Raw genomic sequence first — 14,452 nt, forward strand, 5'->3', positions numbered from 1 at the left:
TGTGACAAGAAGAAAGGAAGCTTATTCATCATCGTACTTAAAATTCAAATTACGTCCTCTTCAATCTCAAACCGATCTCGATTATCACAAATGCATTGCTTGAAGCCGGTCTCGATCTTTCCACGTTCCTTCTTTCCCCGGAGCACAAATCTTTCGCCGCACTGCTTGCAGCGGATCCTTACCTTCACTCTCATTAATAAGCCACCTTCCTCTTCACATTTAAATTCATTGTAGACAACAAAAAAACACACTCGTTGTAAGCAGCTTGAAAACTGCTTGAATACAACAAGTGTGTCCATATAAATTACAGATTAACCTCTTCTTCTCGCTTAACGAATCGAAACGGAGAGCGATTATTCGCCCGGTAAACCTTGCCCATCCCTCCATACCAGAGAATGACCATAATGGGAAGAATAGACCAATACAAGCCTCCACCCTTATTCAGCACAATGTCATATATTGCATGCCAGAATATTGGCAAGATGAGAGACATGGCGAGGAATTTGTTCCTAAGTTTCTGGGAGTCAGAGAACTTGGCTCTGCCTGTGTAGTACCCCATAATAACGCCGAACATCGCATGTCCCGAGACCGGTAATAGAGCACGAAACAGCATAAGTCCAAATGAGGCATTTCCAGCCCATGAATACAATACATTCTCTACTGTAGCAAATCCAAGTGATATGGCTACTGCATAAAGGATGCCATCATAGGGTTCGTCAAACTCAGTGTGGTGATAAATGAAATGAAACATAACGAGCCATTTAATCACTTCTTCCACACCCGCTGAGATGAGCCCAGCATGAAGGTATGGATTATGACCAAGCCATAGTTCAAGTCCCCGCTGGATAATCATAATTGGGAATACGGTCAGCATACCGAAAAAAAACATCCGAATAACGACATGAAGCGGCTCTGCATCGTAACGGTCTTTGAGATAGAAATAGGTCAGCAAGGCGAGTCCCGGAGCAATTGCTGCGGTTAAGACCGAAAACAGAAGCACCGTTCATCCCTCCAAATTGTTTTCCTTAACATTTATTTATTATGCGTCATGACGTTTAAAATGCTCACAAATTGTGGCGACCGCATTCTCCGCCATTACCAGCTTTCCATATTCCTGAAGGACTGCCGTCGTCACCGAGCTTCCTTCTCCAAATTCAGCAAGCAGAGCAATTAACGCACCGTGCTGCTCTGTATCAACTTCATCCGGTTCAAGGTGCAGGAACCATTTGTCTTGATAATGATACAACCGACCGGCTCCAGTCACTTTATTGCGAAGCATATGAGCTGCTTCAATCAGAACTTCAAAATCCTTGAAAGTGTACATGACCGAATCGCTCTGTTCCAGTGTCACTTCCATTTCGTAAATTTCATCCGCGATGTCATCCTCATGCCCTGCGCCATAACGTTCGCGATCATATTTCCCTCTGGTCACAATAACGACCATTCCTTGAGCAGGCAAAGCAAAAACCTCAACAGCTAGTGGGCCTGTAGCATCAAATCCAAGTTCTGTATATGCTTGATCCATCATTTCTGTAAACAGTTCGTGAACTTTAGGCTCCTCTTGCCACATATCTTCCTTTTGGATGCCTCGCTCGCTTAAATCGTCAAAAGTAAGGAAAATCCGTATCTTATCGTGGCTTAAGCGTTCTATTTTCATACAGGATCCTCCCCTTGTATCATGCATGTGTTATAAATAAAATATGTTGCTATTTCGTGTTGTGTGCTGAAAATGGATTATGTAAGTATGTTATCATTTTATACCCACAATTGCACGCAATAAAAATGATAAAAAAAGAATCATTAGCAGCCCTTTTAAAAAAGGATCTGTAATGATTCCATGTCAAATCCCTTGCTTTTTTACACGCCTGGAATCACCGTGTGTGATTCTTTAAGCACTTGCTCGACTTCTTTTTTGACATCTGGGTTTGATCGAATAAAGGATTTGATCAAGTTCATGTTCTCTTCTCTTTCTTTCGGTGAAACCTGATGTTTGACAACTGTGCTTTTTGCATCAATGACATGTGAGTCAATTCCTGCTTTGCTCAGCATGCTTTCCATACCAGGAAAGGTCATGTCCATCATCTTTTCCTTCGTGTTGTTCAGCATTCTGCGGGCATCCCCTGATGTAGGCATGTGTACATTTCTAGCGAGCAGCGAGCTTGCGACAGCACCCAGTGTTATACCGAGCAGAAAAGAAGATGTTCTCATATTGATAAAAACCTCCTTGTATGATTAATGCACATCTATTGTTCGCTTATGTCGACAAACTCATGCGTATTAAATACAGGAAGTTCTCCAAATGATTAAAACTTTATAAGTCATAGCAACGTACGAAGCGGCGGTGCGCCAATGATCCCCCAATATACAAGAGCTCCAGTGAGCAATATAAAGATGATAATCAGTGAATTAACAAACCATTTGCTTAGACGTATTCGCTGTGAAGGAAATAAGTCAGATCTTGTAGGAAGAGTTTCTGCTTCCTGTATTTTTTGCGATGATTTTTTTGTATTTGGCTGCTGTTTCTTCTGCACTCTTGATAATGTAGCAGGAGCAGAAGCTACCTTCTTTGATAAGTTGTGCTGTGCGCTCTGCGCCGTGTTATTACTGCGAGTCGGTTTATTAGGCTGATGATGATCCTTCTTGCTTCGCTGCTTGGTTTCTCTCTTTTTACGATGGCCGTATCTTTCCGCCCTGCTAAGTTGATTAGTCATTTTCCCCTCCGAAAACGAATGGCGAGTCCGGATATCAAATCGATTAAGAAATGGCACAGTATCGGGGCCCATAGTGTTCCGGATTGCTCATAGATGTATCCCAAACCATAACTTGACAAAAATACCCAACCGGTTGGGAGCCAATGATTAAGGTATCTGAAGTGAATCAATGCAAAAATAATGCTTGTCCAATAGGGACCAAAGGCATGCTGAATTGCTCCTCTGAACAATAATTCCTCACAGACAGAGACAATAGCCGCTATACATACAATATGCCAGATCGGCCTGTTCTGAAACAGCATGTTATTAATTCCACCATCATCCATGCTGTCCTCGGGCATGAAGGATGATAAGAGAAAATCAATGATAAGCATAACCGCAGCAAGACCTAAGCCGTAAATGACAAAGCTCCATCCATCCGGCAGTGCAAGGAGATCAAGCGGGTTTCGCTGCTGAAAAAAAATCCATACCAGTCCGATGATCAGGGTAAGTCCCTGAGTCAAATACAAGTTGATAAGCAAAAGGCGATCTGTCAGTTGATGAGGCTCTATCCTTTGCAACTTAAATTTCCTGCGCTGTTGTTTCTTCATTATCGCCTCTTCTTACTCCTATTCTAAAAATTGTATACTGAACAATAGTAGTCTAATTAAATGATAGCCAAAATAGATCAGAGATTCAAGAAACACATCCAAAGAGCTGTCTATACAAGAGGCAAATCGACGTTTAACGACGTTCATCTTGTTTAGTGGGTCAACTATTGACATGGTGATGTAACCCATGATACATTATGAAAAAATTCAATATGAATACGAAATACGAAGACGGAGAGAAGGTCCGGGTAATATAACAGAGAGCCGATGGCAGGTGGAAATCGGTAATTAATCGGAGAACCTTTAGCACTCCTGAGTTATTGCATTGAACGTTAAGTAGGTGCAATCGAATGATTCCCGTTAAGAATCCGGTCATGTATAAATGACCATTGAGGCTTTTGCTTGTGAGAGCAATCGCGAATTAGGGTGGTACCACGACAACTCTCGTCCCTTACTATGGAGATAGTATGAGGATTGGGAGTTTTTTTTGTGTATTCAGATTATTTTCACGAAGTACAAATCCTTACAGCATCACACTCTATTACTGCGACGCATTACTATTTTACCGAGTTTATGAAATGGCCCTGCTCAAATGTTATATTAGAGCGCCGCTTCTTAATCTATATTAGTTACAATGATCAAGGAGGAAGAGATTCATGTTAAAAGTATTGGTATCTGATCCGATCAGTGATTTGGGAATTCAGCAGCTGGTGGATGCTGAAGATGTAAGTGTTGACAAGAAAACGGGACTTAGCGAAGAGGAGCTTGTACAAATTATCGGTGATTATGATGCGCTTCTGGTCCGCAGTCAGACTAAAGTAACGCGTAAGATTATGCAGGCAGGAAGTCGCCTGAAGGTTGTTGGGCGTGCAGGTGTAGGGGTCGATAACATTGATTTGGAAGCTGCTACAGAGAGAGGTATTATCGTTATTAATGCACCTGACGGTAATACGATTACCACTTGTGAACACACTTTTGCCATGATGATGGCTTTGGCCAGACATATTCCTCAAGCTTATGCCAAGACCATTAACGGGACCTGGGATCGCAAAACCTTCCTTGGCGTTGAACTAAGAAACAAGACGCTTGGCGTACTCGGTATGGGCCGAATCGGAAGTGAGGTCGCGAAGAGAGCCAAAGCATTCGGTATGAACATTCTGGGCTATGACCCATTCCTTACTCAAGAACGTGCTGAGAAGATGGGAATCACTCTTGCTAGCGTGGATGAAATTGTGCGACAGGCCGACTTTATGACGGTGCATACACCACTGACACCTGAGACCAAGCATATGATTGCGCGTCCTCAATTCGAGGTTATGAAAAGAGGTATGCGAATTATTAACTGTGCACGCGGTGGGATCATTGATGAAATGGCACTCGTTGAGGCGGTTGACGAAGGAATCGTGGCAGGAGCTGCTTTTGACGTATTCGAAAGTGAGCCCCCTCAAGCGGATCATCCGTTCTTGACTCATCCTAAAATTATTGTAACTCCGCATCTTGGTGCATCCACTGTTGAGGCGCAGGAAAATGTAGCCATTGATGTATCAGAGCAGGTGCTTCATATCTTGCGTAACGAACCGTTCAAAAACGCGGTAAATATGCCGCCTGTAGCTGCAAGTGTCATGAACGTGATCCAGCCTTATTTCAAATTGGGAGAGACACTGGGTAGTTTTGCAGCTCAAATCTCAAATGAAGCAGTACAAGAGATCCATGTTGATTACGCAGGAGAATTGTCTGAGGTGGACACTCAGCAGTTGACGCGTTACATTTTGAAAGGGATTCTTGAACGCCATCTTGGAAGCGAGGCGAATATCGTTAACTCCCTGCATCTTGCCAAGACTCGGGAGATTAATGTAGTCGTATCTCAAGCACCTCGTACAAAAGGATTTACTAATCTGATTACCGTAACGCTCAAGAATCAGAAGGAACAAGAACGTCGTATTGCTGGAACCTTACTTGCGGGATACGGCGAGCGGATCGTAAGACTTGATCATTTCCCTGTCGACTTCGCACCGGAAGAGCATCAGATCTTCATCTCACATAACGATAAACCGGGTATTATCGGCCGCGTTGGTACTCTGCTTGGCGAGAACGATGTTAATATCGCATCCATGCAGGTAGGACGGAAAATTGTGGGTGGAGCAGCTATCATGATCCTGACTGTCGACAAGGAAGTTCCTAAAGAAGTCCTTGAGAAGCTCACTCAGTTGCCTGAGCTGAACTCTGCCAAAGAAATTATTCTCAAAAAATAAGACTAAGCTATCATAGTTACAGATGAAGCATGAAGAGAGCTGGCCATTCGGCCAGCTCTTTTTTTTGAAATGGAGGTACCTATACTTATAGGATGTTATGAAATACGGTGGATGGACCACACAATCCCTGGAGTACCCGCTCCACCAAGATCCAAAGCAACAGTTAAGCCATTAGCTGCGTAGAAGAGCCCTATAACGTCACCTGCCGTGAGCTGTACATCCCCTGTTAGTGTGACCGTTCCATTTCCGAGAATGGCTCTTAAAGTAAGAACTAAGGCCACGTTAACGTTGAGAACAGGGAATAATCCACTTATCAATGGTGTCGTTGTTGGCGAGGTTCTTTGCACAACAAATGCGGGATTAACTCCTGCTCCTAAGGAAATAGAGAGTGCTGCGGTAGTAGAATAATTGATGGTCGCATTAATCGTATAACGGCCTGTTGTTGGAACTGTAAAGTTCCCTGTAGCTTCATTAAATGTCGCACTATCGTAATAAGGGGCAGTGACTGTCCATCCTGTCAATTGAGTACTAGTCGAAGTAGACACCGCAGGAAGAAACGCGGAGAACCCATCAGTTCCTACGATCGTCCCCGTAGCCCCTGTAATTCCTGTTGCTCCCGTCAGACCTGTTGCCCCAGTTGTACCCGTTAAGCCAGTGGTTCCTGTTGCACCTGTTGCCCCTGTTAGTCCAGTGGTTCCCGTGGCTCCGGTACTTCCTGTAGCTCCCGCTGTTCCTGTTGCACCTGTCTCTCCGGTGGCTCCTGTAGGACCTGTAATTCCTGTTGCTCCGGTACTTCCCGTCACTCCCGTTGTTCCTGTTGCACCCGTCTCTCCGGTGGCTCCTATCGGACCTGTGATTCCCGTAGCTCCGGTACTTCCCGTCACTCCCGTTGTTCCTGTTGCACCCGTCTCTCCGGTGGCTCCTATCGGACCTGTGATTCCCGTAGCTCCGGTACTTCCTGTCACTCCCGTTGTTCCTGTTGCACCCGTCTCTCCGGTCGCGCCTGTCGGACCTGTGATTCCCGTAGCTCCGGTACTTCCTGTCTCTCCTGCTGTTCCTGTTGCACCCGTCTCTCCGGTGGCTCCTGTTAGTCCAGTGTTTCCCGTGACTCCGGTGGTTCCCGTGACTCCGGTACTTCCCGTCACTCCCGTTGTTCCTGTTGCGCCCGTCTCTCCGGTCGCTCCTGTCAGACCTGTAATTCCTGTTGCTCCGGTACTTCCGGTGACTCCTACTGTTCCTGTTGCACCTGTCTCTCCGGTGGCTCCTGTCGGACCTGTGATTCCCGTAGCTCCGGTACTTCCGGTGACTCCTGCTGTTCCTGTTGCACCCGTCTCTCCGGTCGCTCCTGTCAGACCCGTGATCCCCGTAGCTCCGGTACTTCCTGTCACTCCCGTTGTTCCTGTTGCACCTGTCTCTCCGGTCGCGCCTGTCAGACCTGTCGCTCCCGTCACACCTGCTCCGGTCGCACCAGTACTGCCTGTTACCCCAGCTCCTGCAAGCAGCGTATAGTCGGGTGACGTGCCTGGTGTACCGCTTGGTGCTGCCACATTCGTTATATACGTACTGCCAAGGTACGTAACCACCTGTCCTGCGGGATAGCCTGGCGCCGCAAGCGGATCAAATGCTACTACTCCACTTAACCCTACTCCTGTGGCTCCCGTGACTCCTGTTGCACCCGTCGCTCCCGTCACACCTGTTCCGGTCGCACCGGTACTGCCCGTTACCCCAGCTCCTGCAAGCAGCGTATAGTCTGGGGACGTGCCTGGCGTGCCGCTTGGTGCTGCCACATTCGTTATATACGTACTGCCAAGGTACGTAACCACCTGTCCTGCGGGATAGCCTGGCGCCGCAAGCGGATCAAATGCTACTACTCCACTTAACCCTACTCCTGTGGCTCCCGTGACTCCTGTCGAACCTGTCGCTCCCGTCACACCTGCTCCGGTCGCACCGGTACTGCCTGTTACCCCAGCTCCTGCAAGCAGCGTATAGTCGGGTGACGTGTCTGGCGTGCCGCTTGGTGCTGCCACATTCGTTATATACGTACTGCCAAGGTACGTAACCACCTGTCCTGCGGGATAGCCTGGCGCCGCAAGCGGATCAAATGCTACTACTCCACTTAACCCTACTCCTGTGGCTCCCGTGACTCCTGTGGCTCCTGTAGCTCCAGTTGCACCGGTTTGACCAACACTTACGAGAAGCGTAAAATCAGGTGAAATTCCTGGTATACCTGCTGGATTCGCTGTTTTTACTATATATGAGCTTCCTTCAAAAGTAACAATTTGACCCGGCCCATAAGAACCTGAATCTACTGGATTGTAATCAACCGTCTGAGTTAACCCTGGAGGCCCTGCAGGACCGGCAGGGCCCGGAATACCTTGTGAACCTGCTGGTCCTGGTGGTCCTGGTGGTCCAGCAGGGCCTTGCCCACCGCTTCCTAATCCTTCAGAAGCTATGGTTAATGCTACACTTGTAGCTCTTATAATACCGACCAAACGGTCCTTCTCTTCAGGTAAGATGAGCAGCAGCAAAGTAACTTCTAATAAGTCATCCAACAAATCTTGTATATTAATGATGGTGTTCAGTTTAACAAAAGGCGTTACTTCTGAACTGGCAATAGTTAGCTCCAGAATGGACTGCAGTTGTGCTTTTACGACTCCAGGGAATGAAGAATGATTAACAAATTGCAGAAGATCCCGCAAGGTTCGCTGAAGCGCAGAAATATTCAATATAATCGACTGTGATATGGCAGCCGGAGCGGTTTTTTGTAAAACGGTCAAGAGATGATTGAATCGTTCCAATTCATCCAGCATTATCGAAATTCCGACAAACCGGTCATTTGAGGAGTTACCGTCAGAACCTCTTCCCAGAAGCGACCGAATACTGACTCGTTTGCGTTTCTTTGACATTATTCACACCCTCCTTACATCAATTCTATGACGTATTCAACCCATACTTACCTACACATACTGCTCTGAATATATTCGGCAAAAGATAAAATGTTCCACGATGAACAAGATTTATCTCTATGGTTCAACAAAAAAAGCACCCCTTAAGGGTGCTTTTTACGATGCTTATACCATATTTCAATGAATATTACGATGATCTAAGTATTATGATGCAGGGCTGCCATGACAGGAAGAAGAAGACGGAACTCTGTACCTTCCCCAGGGATACTGTCGACCTCGATCGTCCCTTGGTGTGCATCAACAATATGCTTAACAATTGCAAGTCCCAGGCCCGTACCTCTGCCTACGTCCCGGACTCTTGCCTTATCTGCTTTATAGAAGCGTTCAAAGATAAAGGGAAGATCATCGCGTGGAATGCCTTTACCTTCATCCTTAATTCGGATTTCAATATAGCTTGCGTTAATCTGTTTCGCAATAATTTGAATTCTTTTATCGGAAGGTGTGTGTCTGAATGCATTATCAAGCAGATTTGTAAATACTTGCTCCAACTTGTCTTCATCTGCCGCTTCCAGGACAAGGCTCTCATCCTGATGAGTATAATCTAAGATTAGTCCTTGTTCCTTGGCCGCTACGCTGAACTTCCGATACACTCTTTCCAGCATTTGATTTAGATCAATTTTTTGCAAATTAATATCCGTATGTCCAGCTTCCATACGAGCCAGATCCAGCAAATCCTTAACCAACCTGCCCATCCGCAGTGATTCATCTTGTATTACCTGTAACAGCTCTTCACTTTCTTTGGGGGAGGCTGCCATACCATCGAGCAGTGCCTCGCTATAACCCTGAATCATGGACAGAGGTGTTCGGATCTCATGCGAAATATTCGCAATAAAATCACTACGCATTTTTTCCAAATGCGCTTCTTCTGTCACATCTCGAAGCACCGCGACTGCTCCTCTGCTTCCTTGCTCGCCGTGCAAAGGCGCCATTTGGATCGACCATACGCTCTGCTTCACATGAAGCTCAGCACTCTGGTCCTGACCTTCAGTAACCACCGAATAAAATAAAGGTCTGAGCGGTGGAGGAACATCCTGAATGTTCGAAAAAGAATGTGCTTGTGAACCATGCTTCTCATCAGCGTCAGTCCAGTCAATGCCTTGCCATATCGACATTACTTTTGCTCCAGGAGGGTTGGTCGAGATCAGCCTTCCTTCTCCATCGAAGGATACGACGGCATCTGTCATGCTCCGAAGGACACTTGCTACACGCTCCTTCTCATGATTCAGATTCCGAATCGTATCCTCCAGCTCATCAGCCATATGATTAAAGGTATTAGCAAGCTCACCTATTTCGTCACTCGTTACAAGGGAGAGCCTTGTTCCATAGTTCCCTTTGCGGATTTCATTGGTGGCTTTGATGAGCTTCTGCATAGGCTGAGTAATTTTGGTAAACAAAAACAGCGCAAAAAACGTCGTCAAGCTAAAACCAACAATACACACGAGAACAAACATTCTTTTGATCTCACCAGATTCATCTGCTGAAAAATTATTGTCGATGTAGGGAAGTAAGAACACCCCTAGTGTCATAAGAACACAGGCTACGAGCAAAATGATCGTATACCACAGTTTTCCAACGAGTGATTTCCAAAAGTTCACTTATTTCGGAACCTCCAATTTATAGCCCACGCCCCACACCGTTGTGATCATGGAAGCCGCTTCAGGAGAGACGCGATTTAATTTTTCGCGCAGACGTTTAACATGAGTATCTACGGTACGAAGATCTCCGAAAAATTCATAATTCCAAACATCCTTCAAGAGGTCCTCACGTGAGAATACCTTGTCCGGAGAAATGGCCAAATAGTGAAGCAGCTCATATTCTTTGGGTGTTAAGCTAATCTCTTCACCGTTCGCTGTAACCCGATGGGCATCATGCTCAATCAGCAAGTGTGGAAACACGATGTTATTGCTCGAGTTGTTCTCCTTGGATAGATAAGCAGTTTCAGATGAACGGCGAAGAATAGCCTTGACTCTGTAGATCACTTCCCGGGGACTGAAGGGCTTGACCACATAATCGTCTGCTCCGACTTCAAATCCTTGGACTCGGTTAATTTCTTCACCCTTTGCTGTCAGCATAAGTACCGGAGTTGACTTGGCTTGCCGCAGCCGAGTACAAACTTCAATTCCGTCAATACCAGGCAGCATGACATCAAGCAGAATCAAACCATAATCTTCAGATGTCGCCTTATGTAGCGCCGTTTCTCCATCCTCAGCTTCGTCGATCTCATAGCCTTCCTTTTCCAAGTACATTTTCAACAATCTTCTAATTCTTTCTTCATCATCGACAACCAATATTCGGTTCTCATGTTCTGCCATTAGCAAGATTCGCCCCACTTTCCCAAAATCCAGTCTCCGTAGTATGCGCTAGTTGAATGTACAATATATAAAAGGACCGTGATTGTTTATTCTGTTCCTGCATAGGAGTGGAGACCTGAGATAATTAAATTCACGCCAACTAATGTAAACATTACAATTAAAAATCCGATCACTGCAAGCCACGCTGAATTTCTTCCCTGCCAGCCCTTGGACAGACGCAGATGCAGATAAGCACTATAATACAGCCATGTAATTAAAGCCCAGACTTCTTTAGGGTCCCATCCCCAGAAACGTCCCCATGCAATCTCTGCCCAGATCATAGCAAATATGAGTGCTCCGAGCGTAAAGATCGGGAAGCCAATCGCTATAGCACGGTAACTAATCTCATCCAGATCATCCGGATCAATATCTTTTAAATGTGGACTGATTGCTCGTCCTAGAGGTTTGCGAACAACGAGTCGCAGCAATCCATATAGAACAAGACCAGAAACAACTGACCATATCACTGTATTGAGCTTGCGGCCTGCATTTACACCATTCATCCAAGAAGGAGCTTCGAATAATGGTTCCTTCATACCAAGGAATGCAGTGTAGCTTTCGGTTTCACTATTGTAGGGTGCCACAATCGGCGGCATATGATAAATTACTTTTTCTATTGTACTATTATCGGTCCCCCCAGTGTCAACGTCAGCTGCTGCCTGCTGCGTGAAGACCGCTTCGTATCCACTAGCTCGAAATGCAAACACGGTACCGATAAAGCCTATTACAATAATAATAACAATCAGCGTGAATTCAACCCATCCTTGCTGTTTCTTATCAGATTTCGCAGAACTGTCAAATTTAACGGTCCGCAATAAATACATAAGACCTGCCGCAAATCCAACGGCAAAGAAGGACTCTCCGAGCGCAGCAAGAGTAACGTGTATATTGAGCCAAATCGACTGCAAAGAAGGAACTAGCGGCTGAACCTCCTGTGGAAATACGGCTGCATAGGCCATCAGAATAATGGTAATCGGAAGTGCAAATAGACCCAGAAGCGGTGTTTTGTATATCGCATATAAGACAATAAAAGCGATGATGACCATCATTGACAAGAAGGACATAAACTCATACATATTACTCACCGGAATATGCCCCGCGCCAATCCAACGTGTAAAGAAGTAGATTAGTTGAGCCACGAGTGCAGTTGAGGTTATAATCAGTCCGATTTTACCCCATTTCTTCACATGGACGATTGGATCCCGGTTGCTGAATTTACGGCCCATAATGGCAATTGCATATACAATAAACGCAGCACAATATAAGAAAAATGCGATCAGAAACGCATTGCTGCTAAGATCGAGTAAGTTGTTCACGCTTTGTTTCCTCCGTTATCCAAGAGTTTTTCGTCAACGATGATATCCAGCTGCTGAAGCACATCCGCTACCTCACGCCTTAAACCAAACCAGTTCTTGTTCGTATGTGCACCAAGCACGAGAGTTCCGTTATCTATTCGAATCCATACTCTCCGATGCTGCCAGTAGAATCCGAGAACTAGACCAAGCATCACAATGGAAGCTCCGACCCATACAAACGGCATCGCTTTATCAATTCGTATATTCAAATATGAGGTCGATTCAATAATATCCACATTTTCCATCCCATCCACATTCAGCTCAAGGGGCATACTGCCACCGTTTAGACGTTCATTAATCACATTTTGCTGGAAGCGTTCCTTATCAATTTCGAGTGGAAAATATAAATACTGTATCCCTTCTTCCGGAAGATCAGGACCAGTAATGGCGAATAAAAAGGCCGGCGCGTTCGGATTCGGTGACTTAGAGACCGGTACCCCTTCATCATTTAGTCCAAAATCCATATACTTCTCTTTCAGTGTTAGTGAATACGGGCCTGCCTCATAATGCTGCTCCGGATTCTGCATATCCAATTGAATCTTGCCGTAAGAGGTACCAGATGCAACATCAATGACCTCAGGAGATACGGAGCGAAGGATCGGCGTAAGGTCAAAGTCATATTGGTAAGCCTTCAAGCCCTCATAATCCAGCGGGTCGTTGACTCTTATAAAATGATGCTTAACCTCTTCAAGCTGAGGCGTCTTGGACGGATCTGTACAATCCGCAGTACATTCGTACAATTTAGCTTCCGTCTCAAACAGCTTAGGAACAATCCTGCCAAGATTCCTGAACTCCTCCGGTGTTTCTTCCTCCGAATAATACTCCACTCTAAAATCAATGTTCTCAAGATATAGTGTGGTATCAGGAATATTCTTGATCTCCCCTTGCGGAAATGAAATATGCTCGTCCATATGCAATCCAGGCAGTCCTCTGGCAAGAACGGCCAGCAGGAAGATGATCAGACCAATATGAATGACATAAGGTCCCCAGCGGCTAAATCGATATTTCTCAGCAAGCAGTGCAGAGCCGTCTGTTTTTACTCGATAACCTTTCTTTTTGAGCGGCGCAACCGCTTTCTTAATCCATTCTTCTGCTTCCTCATCTGGAAACGCAGTTTGGTATGTAACCCGCTGCCTGGTTAAGAATTGAATATGCTTCGGAATACGTTGTTTGCTTAATGCCTTGTATAGCGGCAGTACCCGGTCTAAGCTGCATATAACCAGTGAAGCACCAATCATGACCAGCAGCAGGATAAACCACCAGGATTCGTATGTATGAGACAAGCCAAGTAAATAATAAATATGCCCGATTGTTCCGTATGTCTCTTTGTAATAAACAGATGGGTCCATATTGATAAAAGCATTTTCCTGCGGATAAATGGTGCCCAGCATCGCTCCGAGCAAAGTGATTACAATGAGATATATGGCTACTTTGACGGAGGAGAAGAAATTCCAGACGAGATCAATGATGTTCGGATCGCTCTTCTGTGAACGTCTGGCTATCCCGTCGTATCGCATTTCCAGCGGTTCGGTTGATTCAAGATCCTCCAGATGCTGAGGCTTGCCGCATGCTTCACAGAGCACTGTTCCTACTGGATTTTGATGGCCGCATTCACATTTTGTATTTTGAATCATGATGTCTCACATCCCCCTGTTTGCTCAGTTTGAATTCACCAGTTGCTGGATATGATACTCGAGTGTGTCTAAATTCAGCTGACCTTCAAATATTTCAGAGATCTTCCCATCCTTGGAAACAAAGAAAGTGGAGGGCATCGGTCCTACAGCAAAACGGCTTGTCGCGATTTTTTTCTCATCGTACATAATTGGAAAATCAACTCCAACTTGGCGCACAAAATTGTTAACCGTCATCTTGTCTTCACCAACATTGATCCCGATAAAGGCAACTCCCTGCTCTTTCCACTTCTCCCATTGCTCCTGCAAAGCCGGCATCTCATCAACACAAGGCTCACACCAGGTTCCCCAGAAATTAATGACCATCGGCTGACCTTCGAATTGATCCAGCTTGTGAACCGCCTCATCTATGCCTAACAGCTCGAAATCTGGAACTGAATCCCCTACAACAGGCTTGCCATCCGATTTGGCCGTTGAAGAGAATATTGCATAAGCACCTAAAATGACAATGAATATCAAAATAACAACCTGAACGGTTCTCTTTGATCTCCCCATCGTAAATACTCTCCTTTTATGACAATCTTGTCCAATTCAAC

At 45.5% G+C, this 14,452-nt stretch carries 13 protein-coding genes and 1 other annotated feature; of the genes, 1 reads left to right on the forward strand and 12 read right to left on the reverse strand.

Annotated features, from left to right (window positions below; translation table 11 throughout):
* Positions 1-44: 44 nt before the first annotated feature.
* From BK126_RS29395 to BK126_RS12155, 6 genes are all read right to left on the reverse strand, one after another.
* Positions 45-194: a hypothetical protein gene (locus BK126_RS29395; RefSeq protein WP_177178677.1), complete on the reverse strand. Its 150-nt coding sequence runs from the start codon at positions 192-194 to the stop codon at positions 45-47.
* Positions 195-304: 110 nt separating this feature from the next.
* A complete protein-coding gene (gene prsW / locus BK126_RS12135; RefSeq protein WP_076312910.1) occupies positions 305-1,000 on the reverse strand; it encodes a glutamic-type intramembrane protease PrsW in 696 nt (231 codons plus the stop codon).
* A 39-nt stretch (positions 1,001-1,039) separates the two neighbouring features.
* Complete coding sequence (locus BK126_RS12140) at positions 1,040-1,657, reverse strand: genetic competence negative regulator (protein WP_076312911.1); 618 nt, start codon at positions 1,655-1,657, stop codon at positions 1,040-1,042.
* A gap of 200 nt (positions 1,658-1,857) precedes the next feature.
* A complete protein-coding gene (locus BK126_RS12145) occupies positions 1,858-2,208 on the reverse strand; it encodes a hypothetical protein (protein WP_076312912.1) in 351 nt (116 codons plus the stop codon).
* Between the two features lie 110 nt (positions 2,209-2,318).
* Complete coding sequence (locus BK126_RS12150; RefSeq protein WP_076312913.1) at positions 2,319-2,711, reverse strand: hypothetical protein; 393 nt, start codon at positions 2,709-2,711, stop codon at positions 2,319-2,321.
* Entirely contained in the window at positions 2,708-3,301 is a 594-nt protein-coding gene (locus BK126_RS12155; protein ID WP_076312914.1) for a CPBP family intramembrane glutamic endopeptidase, read from the reverse strand. Before BK126_RS12155 ends, BK126_RS12150 begins: the two co-directional genes overlap by 4 nt.
* Positions 3,302-3,520: 219 nt before the next feature.
* Positions 3,521-3,756 (forward strand) — a binding site (T-box leader).
* Between the two features lie 201 nt (positions 3,757-3,957).
* Between BK126_RS12155 and serA the strand changes: the two genes are divergently transcribed.
* On the forward strand, positions 3,958-5,553 hold the full coding sequence (gene serA, locus BK126_RS12160) for a phosphoglycerate dehydrogenase (RefSeq protein WP_076312915.1): 1,596 nt from the start codon (positions 3,958-3,960) through the stop codon (positions 5,551-5,553).
* A 95-nt stretch (positions 5,554-5,648) separates the two neighbouring features.
* Here the strand turns inward: serA and BK126_RS28790 are convergent, their stop codons facing one another.
* The 6 genes from BK126_RS28790 to BK126_RS12190 form a co-directional block, all read right to left on the reverse strand.
* On the reverse strand, positions 5,649-8,459 hold the full coding sequence (locus BK126_RS28790; protein WP_083655868.1) for a collagen-like protein: 2,811 nt from the start codon (positions 8,457-8,459) through the stop codon (positions 5,649-5,651).
* A 197-nt stretch (positions 8,460-8,656) separates the two neighbouring features.
* Complete coding sequence (locus BK126_RS12170; RefSeq protein ID WP_076312916.1) at positions 8,657-10,114, reverse strand: ATP-binding protein; 1,458 nt, start codon at positions 10,112-10,114, stop codon at positions 8,657-8,659.
* Complete coding sequence (locus BK126_RS12175) at positions 10,115-10,831, reverse strand: response regulator transcription factor (protein WP_076312917.1); 717 nt, start codon at positions 10,829-10,831, stop codon at positions 10,115-10,117.
* Between the two features lie 86 nt (positions 10,832-10,917).
* Positions 10,918-12,186, reverse strand: a complete 1,269-nt coding sequence (gene ccsA, locus BK126_RS12180; protein WP_076312918.1) for a cytochrome c biogenesis protein CcsA — start codon at positions 12,184-12,186, stop codon at positions 10,918-10,920.
* Positions 12,183-13,859: a cytochrome c biogenesis protein ResB gene (gene resB, locus BK126_RS12185; RefSeq protein ID WP_076312919.1), complete on the reverse strand. Its 1,677-nt coding sequence runs from the start codon at positions 13,857-13,859 to the stop codon at positions 12,183-12,185. The genes ccsA and resB overlap by 4 nt, the downstream gene beginning before the upstream one ends.
* A 24-nt stretch (positions 13,860-13,883) precedes the next feature.
* The gene (locus BK126_RS12190; protein ID WP_047911104.1) at positions 13,884-14,411 is read right to left on the reverse strand and encodes a redoxin domain-containing protein; all 528 of its coding nucleotides are present in this window, start codon (positions 14,409-14,411) and stop codon (positions 13,884-13,886) included.
* Between the last annotated feature and the right edge of the window lie 41 nt (positions 14,412-14,452).

This window comes from Paenibacillus sp. FSL H7-0326, from assembly GCF_001955535.1.
GTDB lineage: Bacteria > Bacillota > Bacilli > Paenibacillales > Paenibacillaceae > Paenibacillus > Paenibacillus shunpengii.

Bases quoted from the DNA above. Each gene is read 5' to 3' on its own strand.
- BK126_RS29395 (WP_177178677.1), bottom strand. From the start codon at position 194: ATGAGAGTGAAGGTAAGGATCCGCTGCAAGCAGTGCGGCGAAAGATTT.
- BK126_RS12140 (WP_076312911.1), bottom strand. From the start codon at position 1,657: ATGAAAATAGAACGCTTAAGCCACGATAAGATACGGATTTTCCTTACT.
- BK126_RS12145 (WP_076312912.1), bottom strand. From the start codon at position 2,208: ATGAGAACATCTTCTTTTCTGCTCGGTATAACACTGGGTGCTGTCGCA.
- BK126_RS12150 (WP_076312913.1), bottom strand. From the start codon at position 2,711: ATGACTAATCAACTTAGCAGGGCGGAAAGATACGGCCATCGTAAAAAG.
- BK126_RS12155 (WP_076312914.1), bottom strand. From the start codon at position 3,301: ATGAAGAAACAACAGCGCAGGAAATTTAAGTTGCAAAGGATAGAGCCT.
- serA (WP_076312915.1), top strand. From the start codon at position 3,958: ATGTTAAAAGTATTGGTATCTGATCCGATCAGTGATTTGGGAATTCAG.
- BK126_RS28790 (WP_083655868.1), bottom strand. From the start codon at position 8,459: ATGTCAAAGAAACGCAAACGAGTCAGTATTCGGTCGCTTCTGGGAAGA.
- BK126_RS12175 (WP_076312917.1), bottom strand. From the start codon at position 10,831: ATGGCAGAACATGAGAACCGAATATTGGTTGTCGATGATGAAGAAAGA.
- resB (WP_076312919.1), bottom strand. From the start codon at position 13,859: ATGATTCAAAATACAAAATGTGAATGCGGCCATCAAAATCCAGTAGGA.
- BK126_RS12190 (WP_047911104.1), bottom strand. From the start codon at position 14,411: ATGGGGAGATCAAAGAGAACCGTTCAGGTTGTTATTTTGATATTCATT.